This is a genomic window from Pseudomonas sp. FW306-02-D09B (assembly GCF_058782685.1).
On sequence record NZ_JBYSXY010000007.1, the window covers coordinates 85,304 to 110,072 of the forward strand.

Sequence of the window (24,769 nt, forward strand, 5' to 3'; positions counted from 1 at the left end):
AAACCTGCCATGTTAAGTAGAACCGCCTCGGATTTGTATTGGATGTCGCGTTACCTGGAACGGGCGGAAAACCTCGCACGGATGCTCGACATCAGTTATTCGCTGTCATTGATGCCGCAGGATGGGCGCGGCGATGGTCTGCACGAATTGGCGATGCCCTTGCTGATCACCGGCACGCTGGACGATTACCTTGAGCGCCACGGTCAATTGCATGCCGAGCGTTTGCTGCACTTCTTCGCCCTGGATGCAGCGAACCCGGCCAGCATCTACAGTTGCCTCGGAGCCGCGCGCGCCAGTGCTCACGCAGTGCGTGGGCGGATTACTGCCGACATGTGGGAAAACATCAACGCAACCTGGCTGGAGATTCGCGGTATCGCCGAACAGGGTCTCAGCCGCTATGGCATGAGCCGTTTCTGCGAGTGGATCAAAGAACGTTCCCACCTGTTCCGGGGCGCGTGCTACGGCACCATCATGCGCAACGATGCCTTTCGCTTCATTCGCCTGGGGACCTTCATTGAAAGGGCCGACAACACGCTACGCCTGCTCGATGCCCGCTACGAAATGGCCGGTGATCAGGCCGAGGCGGTCAGCGATGGTACGGCCCACGCGTATTACCAGTGGAGTGCGTTGCTGCGGGCCTTGTCGTCGTTCGAGGCGTACACCGAGATCTACCGCGACGCGCCTGGCGCGAGGCACGTCGCCGAGCTGTTGCTGCTACGTGCCGACGTACCGCGTTCGCTGCGTGCCTGCACTGAGGAAATCGACCAGATCCTCGCGAGCCTGCCGGGGACCAATGGCCGTCCAGCGCAACGTCTGGCAGCAGAAGTGGATGCGCGGCTGCGATACACCGGCATCAACGAAATCCTCGCCGAAGGCCTGCACGCCTGGCTGACCGAGTTCATCCCGCTGGTGCGCCAGTTGGGCAACGCCATACACAGTTCCTATCTGGAGGCTGCATGAGACTTTCCATTAGCCACGAGACCACCTATCACTACGAAGATCAGGTGCGGGCAAGCATCCAGTATTTGCGACTGACGCCTCACGACAGCGAGCGTCAGCACGTACTGAGCTGGCAGCTCGACCTGCCACGGCCAGTGCGTGCGCAACTCGATCCGTTTGGCAACATCCTGCATGTACTGACGATGGACGAGCCTCATGAGGCGATCATCATCGGCGCACAAGGCCTGGTGGACATCGATGAGTTGCGTGAGGCCGAGCATGAGAGCCAGTCAGCGCTGCCGTTCTTGCGTTTCACTCGACTGACCGAGGCGGATGAAGCGTTACGCGCATTCGCCGAGAAGCAATGTCACCAACGGCGCGATCGCACAGCGTTGATCGACTTGATGCATGGCCTCAACCAGCACATGACCTACACGCCGGGCTCCACCGAAGTCGACACCAGCGCCGCTCAAGCGTTCGCCGGGCGCGCCGGGGTCTGTCAGGATCACGCCCATGCGTTTCTTGCCTGTACGCGTAGCCTGGGGATTCCAGCGCGGTATGTGTCGGGTTATCTGTTCAGCGAAAATAGCGAACACCTGGCCAGTCACGCCTGGGCTGAAGCCTGGCTCGACGACGCGTGGTACAGCTTCGATGTCACCAATGAACTGGCCAAGCCCGAGCGTCATCTGAAACTGGCTGTAGGCCTCGACTATCTCGATGCCTGCCCGGTACGTGGCATGCGTCGTGGCGGTGGCGGGGAGCAGATGCACGCCAAGGTATTCGTCGCGCCGACGCCGGTGATCTCAGTGCAACAGCAGTAGCCCGTTCCTGATCGTTCCCGCGCCCGCGTGGGAACGATCGATAAGGGTTGTTTTAGAGTTTGATCAACACCGATTTCAACTCGGTGTAATGCTCGATCGCCGCATACCCCATCTCCCGGCCCACGCCGGACATCTTGTAACCGCCAAATGGCAGTGCCGGGTCGAGGGCGCTGTGACAGTTAACCCAGACCGAACCGGACTTGATCCGGGGAATCATCCGGTGCACGGCCGCCAGGTCGTTGGACCAGATACTCGCCCCCAAGCCATACGGACTGTCATTGGCCATGCGCAATGCATCGGCTTCGTCATCGAACGGAATCGCCACCAGCACCGGGCCAAAGATCTCTTCCTGAACCAGCGAATGCTTTTGATCGACGTCGACAATCACCGTCGGTTTGACGAAGAACCCGGGGCCGAATTGCTCACCGCCACAGGCAATGGTCGCGCCGCTTTCACGGCCCATTTCAATGTAGTTGTACACCCGTTCTTGCTGGCGCGCCGAGATCAGCGGGCCCATGTCAATGCTCGGGTCCAGGCCATTGCCGAGCTTCATCGCGTTGGCGATGCCGGCAATGTCGGCCACCACATTGTCGAAATGTTTGCGCTGCACATAGAGCCGCGAACCTGCGCAGCAGACCTGGCCCTGGTTGAAGAAGATCGCGCTGGCCGCCCCGGCAGCGGCACTGCCGAGGTTGGCGTCGGCCATGACGATGGTCGGCGATTTACCGCCCAGCTCCAGGGTAACCCGGGTCATGGAGTCCATGGCGATCTTGCCGATCTGCTTGCCGACGGCGGTGGAGCCGGTGAAGGTCAGTTTGTCCACTAATGGGTTATGGGTCAGCGCGGAACCTGCGGTGATCCCGGTGCCGGTGACTACGTTGAATACTCCGCTCGGGTAGCCGGCTTCCAGCACCAGCTCGGCGAGTTTCAATGCGGTCAGCGGCGTTTCATCCGCCGGTTTCAGTACCACGGTGCAACCGGTCGCCAGGGCCGGGCCGAGTTTCCAGCAGGCCAGCAGCAGCGGGAAGTTCCAGGCAACGATGGCGCCGACCACACCCACCGCTTCACGGCGGATAAAACTGTGGAATTGATCATCGGGCATCAATGGCAGCGAGACTTCAACGCTGGAGCCTTCGATCTTGGTCGCCCAACCGGCCATGTAGCGCAGGAAGTCGATGGACAGCTGCACATCCATGACTTGCGCCACGGCCGCGCTTTTACCGTTGTTCAGGCATTCCAGCTGCGCGAGCAGTTCAGCGTCGCGTTCCATCAGGTCAGCGAGTTTCCACAGCAGGTTTTGCCGTTCCCGAGGTCGGGTGCGGGTCCAGGCCGAATCATCGAACGCATGACGCGCGGCGAGCACGGCGCGATCAACGTCGTCTGGCGTAGCCTTCGGGACAACGCACAGCACTTCGCCGGTTGCCGGGTTGTGCAAGGGCATGGTCTGGCCGTCGGCGGCCTCGACCCACTCGGCGCCGATCAGCATGCGCGGGGCGCGCTGGATGAACGCCGAAACGGCAGGAAGCAGATAAGGGAGTGGCATGGTAAGACCTCGTCTTGTTCGTGTGACGAGGTCTTTCGCAACGGTTGTGCCAGTTTGCCGAAGGGCTGTATTTGGCGGGGTTCAGGGCCAAAAGCAGCAGAGAGGAGCGCACGGCGTTGTTGCAAACTGAGACACGGGTGAGACAGCTATAACCCTTGACGGCTCAACATGCGATCAATCACCGCCCACAGCTGCGGATCGTCAAAGTCCTCGATCACCAGATGCGCGCCGGCTGCCAGCAGCGTCTCGCGGCGTTGGCTGGTCACCAGGCCCACGGTGAAAATCCCGGCGTTCACTGCCGCTGTCAGGCCGGGGATCGAGTCTTCGAACGCCAGGGTCACTTCGGCGCTGGCCTGCAAACGTTCGAGGCCGGTGAGGTAGGGCAGGGGATCGGGTTTGGCGCGGGGCAGTTCCTCGGCGACCACGATATGTTCGAAACGCTCACGCAGGCCCAGTGCTTGCAGCATGTGATCGGCGTTGGCCCTTGGCGCGTTGGTCACCACGGCGATGCCGATGTTTTGTTCCTTGGCGAAATCCAGTAACCGCACCAGCCCGGCAATCGGCGTCAGTTGCGGCGACAGCTCACGGAAGCGCACTTCCTTGCGTTCGGCGAACGCTTCGCGCTCGGCCACCGAGCGGTCCGGGAACAGGTAACGGCACATGTTGGCGTTGGCTTGGCCACTGACATGGGCTTCGAACTCGGCTTTGCTGAAGACCCGGCCATCCTCCTCCTGCAACAGCTGTTGCAGCGCCAGCAGATGGAGCGCATCGGTGTCGGTCAGGGTGCCGTCGAGGTCGAAGAGCAAAGCATTGAGCATGGCGCAGTTCCCGTAGCTGAAGCGGTTAAGCGGATAGCGGGCCATCGTATACGCAGGGCGTCATCTATGCTCGTCTCAGAGTGCAACAGTTGTCGCGATATTAGACGCCGTTGACCTTTCTCAGCGCTGATAAAAATCCATTATTTCTCGCCAATTATTTGATTTTAAAGGCTATTAATAAGCTGGCACGCTCCGTGTATTGCTCCTTCGCAGACGTTTCTCCTGCCGCCGTCAGCGACCGGCTCGCCGACGGCAGAGACCCTGAAAACGATCATTCAAAAAATAAGAAAGCACCGTGCGAGGTTCGACGTTGATGAAGAGAAAACTCCGATCAGGCATGAGCGCCAGTCTGCTGGCGCTCGCTGCGTGTGCCGCCCTGCATGCTCCGCAAAGCATGGCGGCGCGTGACGCCCAAAGCATTCTCAAGGAAACCTGTCAGGGCTGTCACACCCCTGAAGCCGGCAATGCCTTGAGCCGTATCAGTCACCAGCGCAAAACCCCCGAAGGCTGGCTGATGAGCATCGCCCGGATGCAGACCATGCACGGTTTGCAGATCAGTGATGAGGACCGTCGCACCCTGGTCAAATACCTCGCCGATACCCAGGGCCTGGCACCGAGCGAAACCGATGGCGTGCGTTATGCGTTGGAGCGCCGGCTCAACACTGTCGAGCATTTCGACGACCAGACCAGTCAGATGTGCGGTCGCTGCCACTCCGGCGCGCGAATCGCCCTGCAACGACGACCGGCCCAGGAGTGGGAACGTCTGGTGAACTTCCACCTCGGCCAATGGCCGTCCCTGGAATACCAGGCGCTGGCCCGCGACCGTGACTGGTTCGACATTGCCCGTAAAGACATGGTGCCGCTGTTGGCCAAGCGCTATCCGCTGGACAACCCGGCCTGGAAAAGCTGGCAGAAAACCGCACCGAAAGCCGACGCGCTGGTGGGCGACTGGAGCTTCAGCGGCCACTTGCCGGGCAAGGGCGAGCTGGCCGGCGTGATGAGCGTCAGCGCCTCGGGCGCCGACCAGTTCAAGGTCACGGTCAAAGGCCAATACGCCGATGGCAGCCCGTTCAACGGCGACGGCAGCGCGATTCTCTACAGCGGGTATGAATGGCGCGGCAACGTGACCATCGACGGGGTGGTCATGCGCCAGGTGTTTGCCGCCAAGGGCACTGAGCTGCAAGGCCGGATGTTCGAAGCCGAGCACGATGAACGCGGCCTCGACTTTATCGCCGCCAAACAGGGTTCCAGCCGTTTGCTGGCGGTGCAGCCGGGTTACCTCAAGGCCGGCGGCGAAACTGAAGTCACCCTGATCGGCAGCGGCCTGCAAGGCACGCCGAACTTCGGCAGCGGTGTGCAAGTGGCGCAAGTGCTGGAGCAAAGTCCGGAGCGCATCAAGGTCAGGCTCAAAGCCGCCGCCGACGCCAAGCCGGGCGCGCGCGAGGTCACGATTGGCAACTTGAAAGGCGCGACGCTGGCGGTCTACAGCCAGATTGCCGAGGTCAAGGTGGTGCCGGAGTTTTCGGTAGCGCGGATCGGTGAGGGTGGCGGCTCGACGCCGAAAGTCCAGGGCCGTTTTGACGCCGAAGCCTGGGGCAAAGGCGTCGATGGCAAGCCGTACCGCATTGGTGTGTTCCCGGCGCAATGGAAGGTCGAAGCCTTTGATGACCGCGCCAAGGAAGATCAGGACGTCAAGTTCGCCGGCACCATGCAGGCCGACAGCGGCGTGTTCACCCCAGGCGATGCCGGGCCGAACCCTGCGCGCAAGATGTCCACCAACAACGCCGGCAACCTCAAGGTGATCGCCGCCGTCGACGACGCAGGGAAATCCCTGACCGGCGAGGGCCACATGATCGTCACCGTGCAACGCTGGAACAATCCACCCATTCCCTGATTTGAAAACGTGAGCTGGCTGACGTAACGGTTTCGGACACTTTTCAGGAATGACCGCAGGCTTCACCAAACGGGGTTTGCACAGGAGGTTGTAATGGGCGCCATTTTGAATCTGGTCGAGCGCAATCTGCACGAAGTGCATGTCGATGCCGACCGCATGCTGTTCCATATCCCCAGCAGTTCGCTGTTCGCCAGCGATGAGCTGACCGGGACCATCATCGATACCTTGCGTGGTCCCGGCTGTTCCTCGGAGGACTTGATCGAGCGCTTGGCGGCACGCTTCAACGGTGAAGAAATCACCGAAACCCTGCGCGAGTTGATCTCGCTGGAACTGGTCAGCGACGGCTCGCCACTGACCCCGGACATCGGCACCAAACGGGTCGAACGCACGGCGATCAACACCGTGGTGCTCAACGTCAATACTGGCTGCAACCTGAGCTGCACCTATTGCTACAAGGAAGACCTCGACAAGCCATCGGCCGGCAAGAAGATGGACGTCGACACCGCCGTCGCGTCAGTGGAAATGCTGCTGCGCGAATCCCCTGACGAAGAGCGTTTCACCGTGGTGTTCTTCGGTGGCGAGCCGTTGAGCAATCGCAAGCTGATCGAGTACATGGTCGACTATTGCGAGAAGCGTTTTGCCGAGGCCGGCAAGTTCGTCGAGTTCGTCATGACCACCAACGCCACGCTGCTCACCGAGGAAACGGTCGATTACCTGAATGCCCATCGCTTTGGTTTGTCGGTGAGCATCGACGGACCGAAAACCGTGCACGACCGCAACCGCATCACGGTGGGCGGGCAGGGCACCTATGACGTGGTTCGGCGCAAGGCCGAGATGCTGCTGTCGCGCTACAACAGCCGCCCGGTTGGTGCACGTGTGACCCTGACCACTGGCGTCACCGACGTCGAAACCATCTGGGACCACCTGTTCAACGAGCTGGGTTTTGCCGAAGTCGGTTTTGCCCCGGTGACCTCGGGTGATATCAGCAGCTTCAACCTGTCCAGCGACGAACTGATCGAAGTTTTCGCCAACATGAAGAAACTCGGCCGGCGTTATCTGGAAGCGGCGCTGGAGCACCGCAACATCGGTTTCTCCAACTTGCATCAGTTGATCACCGACATCCACGAGGGCCACAAAAAAGCCCTGCCGTGCGGTGCCGGGCTGAAGATGCTGGCGGTGGATCACAAGGGCGAACTCAACCTCTGCCACCGTTTTACCGGCTCGTCATTGCCGACCTTCGGCAACGTCCACAGCGGCGTGAAACAGGTTGAGTTGAACGATTTCCTGTCCCTGCGCCTGGACCGGACCAACACCGGCTGCGAAGACTGCCAGATCCGCAACCTGTGCTCCGGCGGCTGCTACCACGAGAGCTACGCCCGTTATGGCGACCCGACCCACCCGACCTATCACTACTGCGAACTGATGCGTGACTGGGTCGACTTCGGCATCGAGGTCTACACCCGGATCATGGCTCACAACCCTGCGTTTATCAGCAGTTACATCACTCCGCGCAAGGCTCACTGATATGAAACATCTCAAGGCAATCAATAACAAAGCGCAGAAGCTCGATCAGGCCGCGGCCGAAAACCGTATCGAAGAAGTGGTGGCCATGAGTTCCGTCGCCGGCTGCGCCTCGACCACCGATCCGGGGTGGGAAATCGACGCCTTTGGCGGTGTGTCGTCGCTGTGCCAGCCAATGGAAGCTGACCTTTATGGCTGTTCCGACCCTTGCTGGTGGCCGGCCCAGGTGCCGGACATGATGAGCACCTACCCGGACTGGAACAAGGACGCCCAAGCTTCCAACGAGAGCTGGCGCAACCTCGGCACCGTGTTCCCTAAAGACAAATAATCGGACAGAAGAAGGATTCCTGCATGCGCCTTATCAATGCCTGCGGCCTGGCCGCTTCCGCCATCCTGAGTGCCTGTTCACTCAGCGTTCTGGCCGATGAAAACACCGTGCTTCAAAGTGGTCACGAGTACATGCTGACCACCAATTACCCGAACAACCTGAACGTCATCGACCTTAAAACCGACAGCCTGTACAAGACCTGCAAACTGCCGGACGCCTTTGGCCCTGGCACCATTCAGTTGTCGCCAGACCGCAAGACCGCCTACGTGCTGAACAACCACTACGCGGATATCTACGGTGTCGAACTCGACAGCTGCAAGCAGGTGTTCCACGCCAGCATCACCCAGCAACCGGGGGAGAAGGCGCGGTCGATGTTCGCGTTCACCCTCAGTCACGACGGCAAGGAGCTGTACACCGTCGCCAACCCGACCTTGATGCTCAACGATCATTACGAAGTGCAGCCACCACGGCTGGATGTCTACGCCACCGATGCCGGTATGAGCGCCAAACCGCTGCGCAGCTTTCCAGCACCGCGCCAGTTGACCATCATGCAAAGCGGTGATGACGGCACGTTGTATGTGGCGGGGGCGGACATCTATAAGGTCAACGTGAAAACCGGCAAGTTCGACGTGCTGATCCCCAGTCGGCACTGGAAACGTCCGAACTACAGTGCACCGGACGTGCTCTACGTGTGGAACCAGCAGACGTATCGGCATGACTTCTCGCTGCTCTACACCACAGCGAAATTCAAGGACAAGAAACAGGACCCGGCCACTGCCGAAAACCTCTATGGCCTGTTCAGCATCGACCTGAAAACCGGCAAGACCGAAACCACCGATTTCGGCCCGCTGACCGAGATCTACTTCAGCGGCATGCGCTCGCCGAAAGACCCGAACCTGATGTTCGGCGTGCTCAATCGTCTGGCCAAGTACGACATCAAACAGAAGAAGCTGCTGCAGTCGGCAAACCTGGATCACTCCTACTACTGCATTTCCTTCAACAAGGACGGCAGCAAGATCTACCTGGCCGGGACTTTCAACGACGTGGCGATCTTTGATGCCGACAGCCTGAAACAGATCGGCAGCATCAAAATGCCGGGGGGCGACATGGCGATCACCACGGCGCAAGTGTTTATCCGGTAATCACGGTGCCTGCACGGACGCTTTCGCGAGCAAGCCCGCTCCCACATTGGATCTCGGTCGTACACACCTTGTGTGTACACCAAAAATCTACTGTGGGAGCGGGCTTGCTCGCGAAGAGGCCCTTACAGACGCTCGAGCATCAAACCCCGGGAACCGGGCAACTCAGGTCACCTTCCTGGCACTCGAGGTAAGTCTTGAAGGCCTCGACACGTTTTAGCGTCAGCCCGGCCATGCAGTCGCTGTAGATCATCGGGTAAACGCTGCCGCCAGCCACCCCGGACGCCGAGAACTCGCACTCGGCATCACGGAACGCCACCCAGGCACGCTGTGCACCGACCAGCAGTTTTTTACTCTCGAGGTTGTCCTTCAAGCGGTCATTGATCTGCTTGTAGAGGGCGTTGAGCTGGGTGTCGGCCTTCTTGTAATTCTTGGCGGCACACTCGCTCATCGTGCGTTGGTCGGCGGCATTAGCGCAGTCGTCGGCGTGGGCGAAGGGCGTCAGCAGCAGCGGCGCAAGTGCCAGTAAAAAGCGTGGAGGCATGGAAAGCTCGCGTGGGTCTTCGAGGAGTTGAACGGCTGATTGAAGTGCAGTCGCCGCACTTGTGCAACCTGTGGCGGTGGTTATTCGGCAGACTTGATCATTCCTTCATAAGCCAGCCATGGCACATCGTGAGAGGTCCAGATGTGCGCCTGCGGCGTCATTTGCGGATCATCATCAAGGGTCGCCACCCGCACAATTACATGCGGCTGAGCCAAACGTTCGGCCACCAGGTGCGAGCCGCACTGCGAGCAGAAGTGCCGCAGCTTGCCGGGCGAGGACTCAAAAGATGACAACTTATCCAAACCTTTGACCCAACGAAAATGCTCGCGCATGACCCCGGCCGTTGATGCGAATGCCGCCGCGTGGGCCTTGCGACAGGTGTGGCAATGGCAGTGGCTGATCGGCATGTCGAGGCTGTCGAGTTCATAGATGATGGCCTTGCACAGGCAACTGCCGTGGAGTGTTTTCATGCTGATTCATCCTTTGAAAAGTGGTGCTGTGCGTAGGGTATTTCTTTTAGGGCGATCGGATAAGTCCGAGACGTGCCGACTAAAAAGTTCCAGTGACAGGAACAGATGCCGGGTTTGGTCTACGCTGCGAAACTGGAAATCATCATCCAGCACTGCGACAAGGAGGTCTGCATGCGCCCTATGGCATGTGCGCCAATTATTCTGGCGTTCACTTCTACCTTTGCGTTATCGGCGATAGCCGCACAACCCGCCCTCGATCCGATCGAGACCCTGAATCGAATCAACCGCAACTACAACACGCTGAATAACGACTGCAAGGAAATCGATTCCGGGGCCGCGCGCGGTCATTATTATTGCAGCGGCGTGACACTGCGCATGGTCAATGACGGGCCCTTCAATCCCTGGGATTACAGCCCTTATGCGATCAAGATCGGTGCGACCTCTTACTCCTGGATTCGCAAGGACCTGAGCACCAGCATTCTGATTCATCCCGCCGGTTTCATCATGCGCACCCCAACGGATGCGGCGGCGTTGAACCGGCCGGTCAAGGAGCAGGGTTGGACCTGCATCTATGCTTTCGATGGTGGCACCGGACCGGAACGCAAGTGGTATGGCTGCGGCTTCTTTGACAGTAAGGAGCCACCCAGAAACGCCCAGGGCACGCTGAACAACAAGAATGCCCAGTGGGCTTACGGCACCTGTGCCGAAGCCGGGGTCACCACCGCAGAAAAGTGGAGCCAGCAATACACCGGGCTGTTAAAGGGCCCCATCCAGTCCAGCCAGTGTTCCTGGAATGCCGAAAAACCCAGTGATTGGAATGCCATGATCCGGGTGCATGAGTCCCGTGCAACCACCACCATGAAGGACCCGTTTTCGATCAAGACCCAAGTCAACGAGTTCATGCTCAAAAACGCTTCCGCCACCAACGATGGCAGCGAGAACATGAAATACATCGATGCCTTCATCTACAACGTCAACAGCACGCAAAACTTCGCCACCCGAGGCGACCAGGCGCCGCCCAAGCCGGAAGATGGTCTGAAGAGTGCGCGCAACTTCCAGAAAAAATTGAATGACCAGGGCTACCCAGTACCGATTCTGCGCCTGGACTTCACCAAGCCCCCAGAGCAGCGCTTCAGCTACGTGGCCGCCGATCAGGTGATCGCACTGAACGCCAACGCCCCCGTTGACCCGGTCGCCAGCACACCGCCCCGTCAGTACATCGCGTCGGCCAACTGGGTCAAACGCTACGACCCCGGCACCCGCAAGGATGAATGGACCTTGAGCGTCGTGCCCACCGCCGAGGGGCGGGCGCTGCCGAGTAATCAATTGAGCGCGTTGTACGACGAACTGTTCGCCATGAAGGGCCGCGACCAGAACTGGCGTGAAGAAGAAAAGTCTGCCGGCAGCATGCGTCAGCAACTGAACTGTGTGCTGGTCAATTACCGCAGCAAGACGCCGTGGAACCTGGAGCCTTTCAGGCCCACTGTTTCAGACAGTGAAGCGAAAGCGGCCGGTTGCAACCCGGTCCCGCGCTGAACGAGAAGGACATGACGGCCTGCACTGGCCGTCCCGTTTCAACCACCAGGAGGGATCCCTATGAAAGGAATCAAAGCGCCCATTGCCAGCGCAGTCGCCATCGCTGGCCTGTCATTTTTTTCCACGGCCCATGCCGATTTGGGCAGCGACACGGTCACCCGTCTCAACCAACTCTATAACGACACCCGGCAAGATTGCGGCGGGCCGTCCAAACCGGCGTTTCTGTGTTCGGGTGTGCTGTTTCGGGCGACCTGGCCTTCGACCGATTACCAGTTCTACAGCATCAGCCCGAAAAGCCAGGCGAGTGGCGGGGTATCCGCCTCGTATCTGCGCAAGGATTCGAAGTTCCGCAAGCTGGCCTATGGGCTCAAAAGCGGCTTCATTTTTGACACCATCTTCGGCAACCCCAAGGACCATCAGGATTACGCCGTGTTGTGTTCGTTCCCGATCGATGCGGCCACCGATGATCGCGGGCAACAAGGTTGCACCGACTCGCGGCGAACCCCCGGCAACGTGGAAAAATTCTGTCACGAACAAGGCGTGACCACTGCCGAGCAATGGGCTGCCAATTACCAGCAGAACAGGGGTGATCACTCACGCCAATGCTCATTCGACGTACGTGATGAACGCAACAGTGCCTCGGGTCCGGCCTTCTACCAAAGCATCCGTGCGATGAGCAAGATTGCTGCCGAATCGTTCGGCACCCAGAACGAACTGCGCTTGGCCAAGTGGGAAGAGAGTCCGCCGAAATCCCCATCGATCCTTGCACTGTTCTATACCGAAGACAGCGGCCTGGAGGGCGCCCGGCTTAATCAGATCCAATGGTACAAGGCGGTGCAGCAGCACTTGCCGGTCATCAACATGAAATTGCCGCAAACCCCTCAACAAGACGCAGCCTTTGTCTACGACAGTAAAAAGCAGGTGATCTACCCCACGACTGAAAAGAACGGCTGTGATCGTTACGTACAAAGCGCAAGCTGGGTTGAGCGTGACGACCCGGGCTTTGGCAAGAAGGTCATGACCCTCGAAGTGACGCCGACCGATTGCGGCAGAAAGGTACAGGACGGCCAGACCAACAACTTCTTCAACGAACTGGCTGCCGATCACTACCTGGACGCGAACTGGAAAGACAACCCGGACAACCGTGACAGCAACATCGGCAGCATGCGCCGCCAGTTGGTTTGCCATTTCAACATTGCCCGCAACAAGCCTGAGTGGAACCTGGAACCTTCCAGGCCTTACACCTCCAATGAAGACTCCATCGCCAAGGGTTGCAACAACACCTGATACGCAGACAGGCGGTGAAGATCGACCGCAACGGCGATTGCGCAACCTGAAGGCTGCGCAATCGCCATTGGGGCCTGGTGTTGATAACAGGAGGTGACGCATGAACCCGGCGGCAAAACCTGGCGGTCGGATCAGTCGTGCGTGTGGTGGGTGTTTGATGCCTGTAACAATGCGTCGGCTGTCGCTTCAATCTCATCGTGCATGTGCAGCTTCGCAAGCCAACTATTGGGGATTCCTTTTACACCGTAAAAAGCTCCGGCCAACTGCCCGACAATAGCGGCGGTAGTGTCAGCATCATCACCCAGGTTGGCGGCTTGCAGAATGGCGTCTTCGAAGCTGTCGGTGTGATGGAAACACCACAGCGCCGCCTCTAACGAGGCAACGCAGTAGCCTGTACCCACGATCTCGGATTTTGGTTTGGCGAGATAGTTGCCACTGGCAATCGCGGCGACTTTGGGTTCTGAAAAGTGTCTGTGGCCCAAGTGTCGTAAATCTGATTTCGACGCGCCCTGCAATGCTCTGCAAATCAATTCGGCGAACAGCTGACAGCATTCGATGGCTTCCGGGGCGGCGTGGGTGGTTCTGGAACTGCTAGCGGAATACACGTTGATCTGATCGATGTCAGGGAAATAGAAAAGCACCATCGGCGCTAATCGCATCAGCGAACCGTTACCTGCACTGAACGGATCGGTCGATCCGGCGAATGGATTGCCGGTTTCCTGATAATGAGTCAGGGCTTCGCGCACGGTCATGCCGATATCAAAGCAGTCGCCAGTCGAGCTCAGGTAACCCCATTGCCACCAATTGAGATAACGCCCCATCTGGTCGAAGGCGTCAAAACCATTTTTTGTGAGCAGGCTTTCGGCCAGGCACAGCGCCATCGACGTGTCATCGGTCCACTGGCCCGGTTTCAGATTGAACGGGCCGCCACCTACCATATCGGTGAGCGCCGGGAACGACCCGCGCGGTTTGAACTCTACGCTTGTACCGACTGCGTCGCCGCAAGCCAGCCCCAGCAGGCAGCCGCGATAACGCTCCGAAAGGGTAAGCAACATGAAGCATCCTTGTTCTGGGCCAGTTCACTGGCGACGTTAGCATTTCCAGGCGTCATGACAGAAAGGTAAAGCCTGTCCGAATGTTTTTATGCAACCAGAAAGTTGCGCATTCAGCCATCCGGGCCTAGTGTTCATCAAAGGAGGTGACCTATGCACTCATCAGATCGCATCGAAAGAAAGATCCTGCTCAAGGCTCCACGCTCCACCGTCTGGCGGGCCCTGGCCAATGCCGAATCCTTCGGCAAGTGGTTTGGTGTCGCGCTTGAGGGCAAACGCTTTGTTGCCGGTGAGCGAACCCGGGGGCAAATCACTTATCCGGGCTATGAACATCTGGTCTGGGACGTGCAGGTGGCGCGGGTCGAGCCCGAGCGGGTGTTTGCATTCCGTTGGCATCCGTATCCGGTGGACCCGGCCGTGGACTATTCGTTGGAGCCTACCACTCTGGTGCTGTTCGAGCTCGAAGACATGGAGGGCGGCACGTTGCTGAAGGTCGTCGAGTCCGGTTTCGATAACATTCCGGAAGAACGCCGTCTGAAAGCCTTCCGCATGAACAGTCGTGGCTGGGATGAACAAATGACCAACATCGAGACGTACCTTGCCACCCCCTGACGCCTTAACGCTGGATACACCGTCGGCCACTACTGCGCTGGGCCGCTCGGCGCTGACTTTCGCCGCGCTCGGCGACGAAACCCGGCTGCGGCTGATCGACGTGTTGTGTGGTGGCGGGGCAATGTCGATCGCGCAACTGACCGCCGGCACCGACATCAGCCGCCAGGCTGTAACCAAACACCTGCGGGTGCTGGCTGACGCTGGTCTGGTGCGTGACACCAAGCGGGGCCGTGAACGCCGATGGGTCTTCGAGCCGGCGCAACTGGACGAGGCCCGCCGCTCGCTGGAAGTGATCAGCCAGCAGTGGGACCACGCGCTGGTGAATCTGAAAGCCTTTGTCGAACAATGAATTGCGAGCCGTAGCTGACGCGAAACACGCGACTCAGGCACTTGAAACCTGGGGTGTCTAAGGGTTTCGGAAGTGCTGCAATGGCGAATGTCTTACACGAAGTAGTAGCTATGTCTCCTGTTTCAGATTGGATCCGAAGCGTAATCTACACCCATCAACTGAAGCGCAGGACGCGCTCAGGATCATGGATGATCGACCATTTGCAAGGATCGCAGCGACAGGATGTCGTCATGGTCTTGAAAACCCGCTTCGGCGGGTTTTTTTTTGCCTGCAGGAATCGGCCGATTGGGGCTGGACCTGACGTATAGCCAATGGCTTACGCACGGGCGATGGTATGTCGTCTTTTGCGCCTGTGGATTCAGGCCTAATCTGACTCCATCAACTGCAGCGCAGGACGCGCTCAGGGTCATGGATGATCGACCATTTGCAAGGAATGCAGCGACAGGATGTCGTCATGGTCTTGGAAAACCCGCTTCGGCGGGTTTTTTTATGGGCGCTGTAAAAGTCTGTTTCAGACCTGACCAAGCGCTTAACCGAGACGTGCGGCCACACGCTCGGTGATCAGCGTGCGCTGATTGAGCGAGGCGGCTGCACGCCGATGGGCTTCCTCCAGCACTGCTTTTGGCGCGCTTTGCGGGTCGCCCGAATTGAAGGGCGGCGCGGGCGCGTATTCGAGTTGCAGCTGCACCAATTGCGCAGTGTCTTTGTCGTACAACTCAGCGGCCAGGGTCAGGGCAAAATCGATCCCCGCCGTGATCCCGCCACCGGTCAGCAGATTGCCATCGCGTACCACCCGGTCCCGAACCGGGATGGCGCCCAATAGACTCAGCAATTCATGATAGGCCCAGTGGGTCGTCGCCCGTTTTCCCTTGAGCAATCCAGCAGCGCCGAGTACCAATGCACCGGTGCACACCGAAGTCACGTAGCGTGCCTGGGCGGCGTGTTTGCGAATGAATGCCAGGGTTTGTGGATCTTCCATCAACGGCCCGACGCCGCTGCCTCCGGGGATGCAAATCACATCCAGGTCGGGGCAGTCATCGAACGTGGTGGTCGGCTTCAGGACCAGGCCGGTGCTTGCCGTCACGGGGACCAGGTCCTTCCAGATCAAATGCACCTTTACGTCCGGCAGCGAGGCCAACACATCGTAAGGTCCGGTCAGGTCCAGTTGCTGCACCTGTGGAAACAACAGAAAACCGATCTGCAACGTCATGACGCTATCTCCTTGGTCTGCGTGTTCACACCCTTATTGGGTGGACGGTTTGACTGTAGGCTCGTAGGATTTGGCGTATACGCCAATCAGCCCTCGAATTACGCCAATCATGCCGAACTCACCGAAAACCGTTCATGTGCTGGCCTTCGCCAATGTGCAATTGCTCGACGTCACCGGGCCATTGCAGGTGTTTGCCTCGGCCAATGACATGGCCGCGCAGCGAGGATTACCGCCGCCCTATGCGCCGACGGTGATTGCCGATGGCGGCGGGGCGGTGATGTCCTCGGCCGGCTTGGCGCTGTTGGCCGAACCGTTGCCGAGCGAGTCTTCCGATACGCTGATCATCGCGGGTGGCTGGGGTGTTTACACGGCGGCCGAAGACGCTGTGCTGGTGGATTGGGTGCGTCAACAGGCTGCGGTTTCCCGGCGTGTGGCGTCGGTGTGTACTGGGGCGTTTTTACTGGCCGCCAGCGGCTGGCTCGACGGTCGTCGCGTGGTCACCCACTGGACCCGCTGCGATCAGCTGGCGCAAAAGCACCCGCAACTGCGAGTCGAGCCCAACCCGATCTTTATCAACGACGGCCCGGTCTGGACCTCGGCCGGGGTTACAGCCGGCATCGACCTGGCGTTGGCGCTGGTGGAAGCAGATCTGGGGCGCGGGATTGCCCTGGAAGTTGCCCGGCAACTGGTGGTGTTCCTCAAGCGCCCGGGCGGCCAGTCACAGTTCAGCGTGACGCTGGACCTGCAACAGCACGGCAATCGCTTTGATGAGCTACACGCCTGGATCGCCGAAAACCTCAGCCTGGACCTCGGCATCCCGGCGCTGGCGCTGCAAGCGGGCATGAGCGAACGCAGCTTTATCCGACACTACCGCGCCGACACCGGCCAGACCCCGGCGCGGGCCATCGAACTGATCCGCGTCGAAACCGCACGACGATTGCTGAGTGACACCGGAGTGCCGATCAAACGGATCGCCGTGCAATGCGGGTTCGGCAGCGAAGAAACCCTGCGCCGCAGTTTCCTGCGGGCCATGGGGGTGACACCGCAGGCGTACCGCGAGCGGTTTTCGCGCGATGACTGCTGTGCCACAGAGACCTGCGAGATGTAAGGCTTGCGCTTACTTCACCAACGTCAACTCACCATCGCAATACCGCACTTCACGGCCTAACCACGCCAGATCGACCTGGGGCAGCACCGCCGAGGGTTTGCGCAGTTCACGCAGCAAGGTCGAGCCGTGGGACAAGCGTCCGCCCATGCGTGCGATCACTGCCCGCGCGGTCTGGTAGTGCGCGTGTCGTCCGGGGTCCAGGGTGTCTTCAAGCAGAATATCGTCACCCAGAATGCCCTGGACCTGCCCCGGATAGATCATGAACCCCGTGGCCTGCTCGGTACCTTCACGACCGTCCTGCCAGAAGCTGCCGTCACGCGTGCGAATCTCCGGATGGGCTCCGAACCAGTGCGCCCGATCCGCCATCGGCATGGCATGGTGCAGGCGAAAGAACAGCCGCATCAGATTGTCGCGATACCACTCGCGCACTTGCAGGTAGTAACCGCGCAAGCCTGGCAAACCCGTCGAATGAGCCAGGTGGATGGCTCGGGACCATCGCGGGAATGCCTGCAACGGTAGCTCGGTCGGTGCCGGGCGTGGCGTCGCCGGATCGGTTTCCCATGGCAGTCGATGTGGGCAGTGCTCAAGGTCGTCATACGCTGTCGGTGGGCGCCCCAGCAGATCGCCACCACTGCTGGCCAACGCTGTGGCGATACACAGGTTTCCCTGCACCACAAACACATAGAACCGGGTGAACCAGTCGGCGAGTTGCTGGCCGTCGGCGCTTTGCGCTATCAGGTCTGTCAGCTCCTGGTCGAAGCGCTGCAATCGGCTTTCCAGCGTCAGCAAATGCCCGCGAGCGATGCGTTGCATACGCAGCAATAACGGCAGCGAACGCAAAAGACGCAGAGGCCGCCAAGGCAGCTCCGGCGTCGCGCCACCGACTTCACCGGCGTAGCTGCTGGCGGAGATTCCCCAGTCCGCCAAGCGGGCGAGAAACAGGTCGTTGTTGATATAGGAGGCGCCGCCGAACACCGCAGTGAATGGCTCGTTGTCCTGCAATACGCGTGAATCCCAGCGCGCCATGATCGCCGGGATACTGGCCGCTGCACGTCGTTGGGCGTACTCCACCAGACGGCTCGGTTGTGGCGGCAGGATCTCGGCGATGTTGGCGGCGGTCAGGTGTCGACGCCAGCCGTAATCGCTGATCGGCCGGTATTGCAGCAACCACAATTGCGTACCGTCCCAGGCCCATTCGACGTCGCCGGGCACATAGTGGAAGACCCGCAACACGTTCTGTAAAAAGCGCCACAGCAGGTCCGCGGTCAAGCCATGGGATGGCTTGAATGTGTCGCTGCTCCAAGAGGCGCCGAGCCGCGAAACAATCGCCCGCTGCGGACTCACCTGGCCGTCGGCCAGTGACTCGAGGTGACCCTCGACCCATTCCAGCTCGACCGACAGATGACGTACAAAGGCAATTCCGGACAGCAGGGGAATGATGAAGCGTTGCACCACCACTTCCTCGACCCCGGACGAACTCAACTCGGCAATCCGCGCAGGTACGTTGTGCGTCGGTTCACGCAGGAACGTGGTGCTCAAACCGGCGTTCGCCGCATCGGCCTGATCCTCTCCATAGCTGGAAGAGCGCACCGCCCAAGTGGCGTTCGGTTGGCTGGCGAGAAACGCCGGCAAGCGTGAATCGTTGCAGTCATTGAGTGACAGCGCAGGGGGAACGGCTTGCCCGGCCAGTGTTGCCAGACGTAAACGCCCGCCCTTGGTGTGCGCGACGAATCCGCGCTCACCCGATTCCAGCCATGCCGCGAACTCGGCCGGTGAGTCGATCCATGGGTAATGACCCCATCCGGATTTCAGGCTGATAGTCAAATCGGCACGGGCCAGAATCGCCGACCATGCGGCGGCCTGCTCGATGCCCAGTACTTTGTCCTGATCGCCCCAGACCAGCTCGACCGGATCGTTGATCCATTCCAGCAATGGCAGCGCAGTGTCCGCTCGCACCAGATCCCAGTGCGGTACAAAAGCCCGGCAGCGCTCATAGCCTGCACCCATGCGCCGGTACTGCGCGGGTGTCCAGGTCTGGCTGGAGAACTTGTGTGCAAACAGCGTTGGCTGGTTCGCCAGCAACCAGTGGATGGTCTTGCGAATGGGCAGTGGTGACATCAACGCCGGCAGACGTCGTTGCCACAAAAACGCCCCCACCGGCGCCAGCAATACACTCCTGCAAAAGTGCCCTGGTTGCCGTTGCAGCGCATGCAATACCAGCAACGCATTCACGCCGACCGCCATGATTGCGCTGCCTTTGACGGTCGCTGCCAGCAACGCCTGAGCGTAGGCGGCGAGGTCCTCGCAGGGCGCTTGAGGGTTGCTCCCGAACCCCGGCAGCTCCAGCGGCACCACCTGATAGCGCTGAAAGTACGGCAGCGCATCATCCCACCAATCAGCGGCGCTGCCGTTGCCGGCCAGCAGGTACAAAAGGGGCTTGCTCATGCACAGTCCTCAGGCCAGGTCGCGCAGGGCAGCGTCGAGGGTCGGGTAACGGAAGGTATAGCCAGCCTCCGTCAGGCGATCTGGCACCACCCGTTGGCCGTCAAAGAACAACTGCGCCATTTCGCCAGCCAGGGCACGCACCGGGGCCGCCGGGATGTGGAACCACACGGGGCGCTTCAGGACTTTACCGACGCTGTCGGCGAACACTGCCTGACTGACTGCATCCGGTGCGACCAGGTTGTAGGTGCCGCTCAGGCTGTTGTCGTCGAATGCACGGGCGATCACTTGAATCACATCGTCGCGGTGCACCCAGCTCATGATCTGCTGGCCATCGCCCATGCGCCCACCGAAACCCAAACGGAATGGAATCAGCAACGGCAACAACGCGCCGCCCGGGCCGAACACCACCCCCAGACGCATGACCACCTGACGCACGCCGAGTTCGCTGGCCGGTTGCGCGGCGGCTTCCCAGCGTGCGCACAGCTCAGCCATGAAACCCTCGCCCTTGGTGGCGCTTTCATCAAGGCTTTCACTGGCGTCACGCACGCCGTAAAAACCGATGGCCGAGGCCTGAACCCACAGCGCCGGTTTATGTCGGGCATTCTTCAACCAGGTCATCAACGCTTGCGTGGTGTTGACCCGACTGGCCAGCAATTGCGCCTGACGCTTGGCACTCCAGCGCGGACCGGCAACCGGTGCGCCCGCCAGATTGATCACCACATCGAAGGTTTCGTTGTAGCCGAGTTTGCTCAGCGAGCGCAGGCAGCGAGCACGGCCGTCAAACAGGTAAGCGGCTTTCAACGGATCGCGGGCCAGCACGCTGACGGTGTGGCCGGCGTCGAGCAGTTGATTGACCAGGGTTTCACCGATAAACCCGGTGCCACCGGTGACCAGTACACGCTTATAGGCAAGCCCCGCGAACGGGTTAGCCGGTTTGCCTTCGCGCTGCATGCGGAGCGCCGCCAACCCATCGCGAATACCAGAAGCGGTGACGCCGATCGCAAACAGCGTCAGTAACCAACCGCGCCAGCCGAAATCGATAGGGCTCAGGGCGGTAGGCAGCGTTGCCCATTGCGCCAGTTGCACACCGTATAACGCGAAGAACGCACCGCCATTGACCGCCAGTACCGTGTGCATGATGCGCTCGATGGCCGGCAACTTGCGGCTGCGATCCTCGACCACGAAGTCCCAGAGTGTCAGGCCAATCTCCAGCGCGAACAGCAGCGCAATGACAATCGCCCACGTGCCCTGGAAGGCCAGGTGTGCCATGCCCAGAAACAGGATGCCGTAGAAACATGAACGCAACGCGTGGATCGACAACTCCAGCCGTGCGCTGTGGCGATAGGGCAGGGCGACGGTCAGTTCGTGGTGATAAAGGGTATCCAGCGCACCGAGAACAGCTTGGGCAATCAACAGCGTGAGCGCCCAGTCCAGAAGGGAAAAATCAGCCATGGTCGGATTCACTCAATACATTGACAGGGGGAGGACGGCGGTCATGGCGATACAGCCAGAACAGGGGCGGCAGCAGGGTGAGCAGCGCAAAGCTGTCAATCCACAAGTGTGACCAGACGTTGGCCTGAATCGAAATCAGCATGTCCTGAGGGGCCCAGAGCACGATCCCGGCAATTAACCAGCCCCACGCCATAGGGCTTTCAAGGCGGTTGCCGATGTGCACCAGCGCCAGCATGTACAGCGAATAACTTTGCAGGGTGGCGCCGAACAACGCCAGCCACCAGACCTGTTGTGCGCGGGCGGCGGCAGGCGCGGCGTCTGCCCAGAAGGCTTGTTCGAGGGTTTGCAGATAGCCATCGAGCAAACCCGAGTGGCCGGCCCAGGTCAGCATGAGGCTGACGAGCAGGTGCGCCATGGCGGCGGCATACAGCCAACCCACCAGCGTGCGCCGGAGGGTAGAAGAGGTGGGTAACATTCCTTGTCCTGATCGCGTCCTTTAGGGCGGCAAGTGTAACGATGTTTTGCCTGGCTTACTGCTGAAAAGCGAGGCGTGGCAAACGGCGGACTTTAGGGCAAGGTTGTGAGTCAGGATGATTGGCCCACTTGTGGGCGGGCCATCAGGTCGGCACCTAGGCTTCCATTTCCAACGGCTGGTTAAAGTATTTTGTGCGATCAGGGGTAAAGGTCACGACCATTCTGGTGCTGGAGCAGGTCATCGTCCGTTCCTGAGTCAGGTCGATGTCCAGGTCTTCACCGCGCAGGCCTTGCCATTGGGCGAGGTATTTGAGGGAGCCGAATTTATCGCGCTTCTTCAAGCTGCGGCTGACGCCACCTTTCCAGCCGAGCACCGGGAGTTCGCCGGCCAGGCAGCGTTTTGAAAGGTCGGGGAATTTAGCGGCACGTTCGCGGCCGACTTCCCAACATTTGATCAGGCCTTTGTCGTCGGCTTCCCACAGTTGATCCCGGGTCAGGCCCGAGCGGGGAGGTGCTTTGATGCTGCAGTGGATGCGATGGCTCATTCTGGTTCCTTGAATGCGGGTTTTTACTGAACAGCTCCGCTGTACCCGTTGAAGGGGCGATGTTATGAGGCCGGTGATTGGCATGCAACCGCATATTTCAGAGTGCGGCGAGGTGAGTTGTTTAGTGTTTGTAGGGGGCTGGGCTATTCATCGTTAAACGCGTTTCGTCAGGTGGACCGCGTCTTCGTTCATCGCGGGCAAGCCTTGCTCCTACAGAAGCGGTGTCGACCGGGGAATTCTCCGACGAGGTTTTCAGGTTGTGGTTAGGAAGGGCACGGGACTAGTGTTTGCGGGTCGCTGCCAATTCAGCGGCCGGGTTTGGTCACCTGTTCAATGTCAGGCGCATGAGCGCCAACCTAAGCATGTCGGCGCTTTTTTTTGCACTTGCCGTTATGCTTCGCGGTGGGCTGTGCGCGGGGCACTTTCGAGTGCGCCGGGTGCCTGACTTCCCGGTTGACCAACCTGCGTACCGCCCACCACCCATCGTTTGGTCACGATGCTGGTGAGCTTCATGAATGTCAGGAGTTTCAACCATGGTCAAAATCACCCCCAATCCCCCCGAAAACCCCAGCGTTTCCCCATACGATTCCCTCGATTCCAGCAAGCTGCATGAAGCCGCCGAGCGTGCGCTGGATTACCACTTACCGCCATTCACCCAGCCACCGAAACTCGATACCCGGCCGGGCAAAATGTTTGTGGTCATTCCCGATGTCGACAACGAAACCTTGCTGGCCCACGCCAGCGAAACCCTGGCGTCGGTGAATGTGTTGGCCAGTGATTTGGCCTTCGAACTGGAAGGTTCGCGGCGTCATGTGGCGTTGGCGATTCAACAGATGATTGTGCTGGGCGAGTTGCTGGTGAACCGAGCGCTGGATAATTTCGATCCGTACGACTCGGACGCGTAGAGCACAACCTTGTGGCGAGGGAGCTTGCTCCCGCTGAAGCGCGAAGCGGTCCCAAAACCATTCGATGCGGTTTTGCTGGAGGACCGAGTGAAGGGGTTACGACTGCTGCGCAGCCGAGCGGGAGCAAGCTCCCTCGCCACAAGGGACTGTCTGCTTTCAGATAGTCCGCGTCAGGTCTTTCACCAGCACCTTACGGCTGCCAGTAACTCTTTTCCTCACTCAACTTCTGTTCGGCCAGCAATCCGGCCTTCGAACTGGAAGGTTCGCGGCGTCATGTGGCGTTGGCGTTTCAGCAGATGATTGTACTGAGCGAGTTGCTGGTAAATCGGGCGCTGGATAATTTCGATCCGTACGACTCCGACGCGTAGAGCACAACCTTGTGGCGAGGGAGCTTGCTCCCGCTGGAGCGCGAAGCGCTCCCAAAACCATTCGATGCGGTTTTGCTGGAGGACCGAGTGACAGAGGTTACGACTGCTGCGCAGCCGAGCGGGAGCAAGCTCCCTCACCACGGGGATTGAGTTTCGTCAGGCGGACCGTGGATTGAGCAGATTGACCGCGACCGTTTCTTATGGTGATCCCTCACAGTCAGTCGGTTGTTTCGTTATTGCTGTTGTTTATAGGTGTAGGGCTCTTGATGGGTGTTGAACTCACGTCCCGCTTGTCTGGCCGCAACCACACGATCATTGGGATGAAACTTGTGGGCTGATGCAGGGCGGGCAGGGTCATAGTCCCACCACCATCGAATCGACGGTATTGGAACGGGCTCGTAGCTTTGATCATGTGATTGGTCGGCGATATGACCACCGTCGTAACAGGGTGTGGAGTCTCCTGGGCCCAAAACGCGGTAGCGCTCATCCGTTCGATGCCATTCGAGGATGCCTGTCTGATAGTGAATCAATGTTTCGATGTAGCGTTCGACTTCTGGAGATGCGTCCTGAAGCATTTGTTCGCGCAAGCGGACAAACAAACCGATGATTCGGTCGTGCATCACGTTGAACCATGACAATGCTTGTTGCGTGGTGTAGTTAAACTCCCTGCGAACTGCATCAATGAGGTTATGCCCACGTTCGTCCAGACTGGCGCGCATGCTCTCCTTCGCATAGGAAAAAAACTCGTTCTCCCACACTACAAGGGTGGCTGCCATTTCTGTCATGGCAGCCAGTCGGCGGTCGAGAAACTCATCCTGGCTAATATCAATACCCGCAACGACGTGAGTGAGGATTGGGAAAACCATCCCGCCGCCACCCGTCAGACGTAGAAAAGTACATTCATTCAGTCCGGGAGAAAGGGACGCAGCTTTGACCATTTCGACCATGAAATACCCTTTTTGGGCTTCAACTACACGATTCACTTGAGTGGGGGTAGCGTGTTGCCCAAGACGAATGCGTAATTCTTGCATTGACAGGGCATAACGGTCATTTGGGTCGACGGGGTACTCCGGACATTCCATTGCTCGATTCATTCTTGCAAATGCGATGATCATGTCTTCCGGCCTTTTTGTGACCGGGCTTTCATCACACCACTCATCGTCCCAGGCAAAGGCCCATGCCATCCAGTCAGAAGCAATCTGAATCAGTTCGTCAGTGCCTTTGGGATAGGCGAGTGATGCCAATACCCCCCAACCCGGGCGAATCATTCGTTGCCTTTGTTTATCGTCCCAGTAGAGCTCCCAGTGTTGGAGCCAGTCAGCCGTGCGTTGGTCGAACTGGTCGGCCTTGGGGTGTTGAATGTGAGAGAAAGGACAATAAATATTGGGCAGCGTAATAATTGCCATGGT

23 protein-coding genes and 1 pseudogene are annotated in these 24,769 nt (G+C 59.4%); 13 read left to right on the top strand and 11 right to left on the bottom strand.

The window, feature by feature from the left end:
- Positions 1-9: 9 nt before the first annotated feature.
- Together AC3WK5_RS14035 and AC3WK5_RS14040 are read left to right on the top strand one after the other, a co-directional pair.
- Positions 10-960: an alpha-E domain-containing protein gene (locus AC3WK5_RS14035; protein ID WP_103317614.1), complete on the top strand. Its 951-nt coding sequence runs from the start codon at positions 10-12 to the stop codon at positions 958-960.
- Positions 957-1,760, top strand: coding sequence for a transglutaminase family protein (locus tag AC3WK5_RS14040; RefSeq protein WP_103317612.1), 804 nt, complete (start codon positions 957-959; stop codon positions 1,758-1,760). Before AC3WK5_RS14035 ends, AC3WK5_RS14040 begins: the two co-directional genes overlap by 4 nt.
- A 52-nt stretch (positions 1,761-1,812) precedes the next feature.
- On the opposite strand, the gene AC3WK5_RS14045 is transcribed toward AC3WK5_RS14040, so the two are convergent.
- Positions 1,813-3,303 (bottom strand): aldehyde dehydrogenase family protein, encoded by a 1,491-nt coding sequence (locus AC3WK5_RS14045; RefSeq protein WP_103317610.1) that lies wholly within the window; start codon positions 3,301-3,303, stop codon positions 1,813-1,815.
- A 146-nt stretch (positions 3,304-3,449) separates the two neighbouring features.
- Entirely contained in the window at positions 3,450-4,121 is a 672-nt protein-coding gene (locus tag AC3WK5_RS14050) for an HAD family hydrolase (protein ID WP_103317608.1), read from the bottom strand.
- A gap of 313 nt (positions 4,122-4,434) precedes the next feature.
- Between AC3WK5_RS14050 and peaA the strand changes: the two genes are divergently transcribed.
- From peaA to peaD, 4 genes are all read left to right on the top strand, one after another.
- Complete coding sequence (peaA, locus tag AC3WK5_RS14055) at positions 4,435-6,015, top strand: quinohemoprotein amine dehydrogenase subunit alpha (protein WP_103317605.1); 1,581 nt, start codon at positions 4,435-4,437, stop codon at positions 6,013-6,015.
- Between the two features lie 93 nt (positions 6,016-6,108).
- Positions 6,109-7,539, top strand: coding sequence for a quinohemoprotein amine dehydrogenase maturation protein (gene peaB, locus AC3WK5_RS14060; RefSeq protein WP_103317603.1), 1,431 nt, complete (start codon positions 6,109-6,111; stop codon positions 7,537-7,539).
- A gap of 1 nt (position 7,540) precedes the next feature.
- Positions 7,541-7,864 carry a quinohemoprotein amine dehydrogenase subunit gamma gene (qhpC, locus tag AC3WK5_RS14065; protein ID WP_054596428.1) on the top strand — a complete coding sequence of 108 codons (324 nt, stop codon included), beginning with the start codon at positions 7,541-7,543 and terminating at the stop codon, positions 7,862-7,864.
- A 23-nt stretch (positions 7,865-7,887) separates the two neighbouring features.
- Complete coding sequence (gene peaD / locus AC3WK5_RS14070) at positions 7,888-9,006, top strand: quinohemoprotein amine dehydrogenase subunit beta (RefSeq protein ID WP_103317601.1); 1,119 nt, start codon at positions 7,888-7,890, stop codon at positions 9,004-9,006.
- 139 nt (positions 9,007-9,145) lie between these two features.
- On the opposite strand, the gene AC3WK5_RS14075 is transcribed toward peaD, so the two are convergent.
- A complete protein-coding gene (locus tag AC3WK5_RS14075) occupies positions 9,146-9,547 on the bottom strand; it encodes a lysozyme inhibitor LprI family protein (RefSeq protein WP_103317598.1) in 402 nt (133 codons plus the stop codon).
- A gap of 80 nt (positions 9,548-9,627) precedes the next feature.
- A complete protein-coding gene (locus AC3WK5_RS14080; protein ID WP_103317595.1) occupies positions 9,628-10,017 on the bottom strand; it encodes a GFA family protein in 390 nt (129 codons plus the stop codon).
- 171 nt (positions 10,018-10,188) lie between these two features.
- Here AC3WK5_RS14080 and AC3WK5_RS14085 point away from each other — a divergent pair, with 171 nt between their 5' ends.
- Complete coding sequence (locus AC3WK5_RS14085; RefSeq protein ID WP_103317737.1) at positions 10,189-11,553, top strand: DUF2599 domain-containing protein; 1,365 nt, start codon at positions 10,189-10,191, stop codon at positions 11,551-11,553.
- Between the two features lie 60 nt (positions 11,554-11,613).
- Positions 11,614-12,840 carry a DUF2599 domain-containing protein gene (locus AC3WK5_RS14090; RefSeq protein WP_103317593.1) on the top strand — a complete coding sequence of 409 codons (1,227 nt, stop codon included), beginning with the start codon at positions 11,614-11,616 and terminating at the stop codon, positions 12,838-12,840.
- Between the two features lie 131 nt (positions 12,841-12,971).
- Here the strand turns inward: AC3WK5_RS14090 and AC3WK5_RS14095 are convergent, their stop codons facing one another.
- A complete protein-coding gene (locus AC3WK5_RS14095) occupies positions 12,972-13,895 on the bottom strand; it encodes an ADP-ribosylglycohydrolase family protein (RefSeq protein ID WP_103317591.1) in 924 nt (307 codons plus the stop codon).
- Positions 13,896-14,045: 150 nt separating this feature from the next.
- Between AC3WK5_RS14095 and AC3WK5_RS14100 the strand changes: the two genes are divergently transcribed.
- Positions 14,046-14,504: an SRPBCC family protein gene (locus tag AC3WK5_RS14100; RefSeq protein ID WP_103317588.1), complete on the top strand. Its 459-nt coding sequence runs from the start codon at positions 14,046-14,048 to the stop codon at positions 14,502-14,504.
- Positions 14,491-14,853: an ArsR/SmtB family transcription factor gene (locus AC3WK5_RS14105; protein WP_256585247.1), complete on the top strand. Its 363-nt coding sequence runs from the start codon at positions 14,491-14,493 to the stop codon at positions 14,851-14,853. The genes AC3WK5_RS14100 and AC3WK5_RS14105 overlap by 14 nt, the downstream gene beginning before the upstream one ends.
- 529 nt (positions 14,854-15,382) lie before the next feature.
- Here AC3WK5_RS14105 and inhA read toward each other — a convergent pair.
- On the bottom strand, positions 15,383-16,063 hold the full coding sequence (gene inhA / locus AC3WK5_RS14110; protein WP_103317585.1) for an isonitrile hydratase: 681 nt from the start codon (positions 16,061-16,063) through the stop codon (positions 15,383-15,385).
- 109 nt (positions 16,064-16,172) lie between these two features.
- Between inhA and AC3WK5_RS14115 the strand changes: the two genes are divergently transcribed.
- The gene (locus AC3WK5_RS14115; RefSeq protein ID WP_103317582.1) at positions 16,173-17,171 is read left to right on the top strand and encodes a GlxA family transcriptional regulator; all 999 of its coding nucleotides are present in this window, start codon (positions 16,173-16,175) and stop codon (positions 17,169-17,171) included.
- A 9-nt stretch (positions 17,172-17,180) separates the two neighbouring features.
- Here AC3WK5_RS14115 and AC3WK5_RS14120 read toward each other — a convergent pair whose 3' ends face one another.
- The 4 genes from AC3WK5_RS14120 to AC3WK5_RS14135 form a co-directional block, all read right to left on the bottom strand.
- The gene (locus AC3WK5_RS14120; RefSeq protein ID WP_103317580.1) at positions 17,181-19,616 is read right to left on the bottom strand and encodes an alpha/beta fold hydrolase; all 2,436 of its coding nucleotides are present in this window, start codon (positions 19,614-19,616) and stop codon (positions 17,181-17,183) included.
- Positions 19,617-19,625: 9 nt separating this feature from the next.
- Positions 19,626-21,068 carry a TIGR01777 family oxidoreductase gene (locus AC3WK5_RS14125; protein WP_103317577.1) on the bottom strand — a complete coding sequence of 481 codons (1,443 nt, stop codon included), beginning with the start codon at positions 21,066-21,068 and terminating at the stop codon, positions 19,626-19,628.
- Entirely contained in the window at positions 21,061-21,543 is a 483-nt protein-coding gene (locus tag AC3WK5_RS14130) for a cell division protein (protein ID WP_103317574.1), read from the bottom strand. Before AC3WK5_RS14130 ends, AC3WK5_RS14125 begins: the two co-directional genes overlap by 8 nt.
- A gap of 154 nt (positions 21,544-21,697) precedes the next feature.
- A complete protein-coding gene (locus AC3WK5_RS14135) occupies positions 21,698-22,087 on the bottom strand; it encodes a hypothetical protein (RefSeq protein ID WP_103317572.1) in 390 nt (129 codons plus the stop codon).
- A 533-nt stretch (positions 22,088-22,620) separates the two neighbouring features.
- Here AC3WK5_RS14135 and AC3WK5_RS14140 point away from each other — a divergent pair.
- Together AC3WK5_RS14140 and AC3WK5_RS14145 are read left to right on the top strand one after the other, a co-directional pair.
- The gene (locus tag AC3WK5_RS14140; RefSeq protein ID WP_103322113.1) at positions 22,621-22,992 is read left to right on the top strand and encodes a DUF6124 family protein; all 372 of its coding nucleotides are present in this window, start codon (positions 22,621-22,623) and stop codon (positions 22,990-22,992) included.
- A 233-nt stretch (positions 22,993-23,225) separates the two neighbouring features.
- Positions 23,226-23,360: pseudogene (locus AC3WK5_RS14145) on the top strand (DUF6124 family protein); the annotation flags it as partial.
- A gap of 233 nt (positions 23,361-23,593) precedes the next feature.
- On the opposite strand, the gene AC3WK5_RS14150 reads toward AC3WK5_RS14145, so the two are convergent.
- Positions 23,594-24,766, bottom strand: coding sequence for a terpene synthase family protein (locus AC3WK5_RS14150; protein WP_103316078.1), 1,173 nt, complete (start codon positions 24,764-24,766; stop codon positions 23,594-23,596).
- Positions 24,767-24,769: the final 3 nt, after the last annotated feature.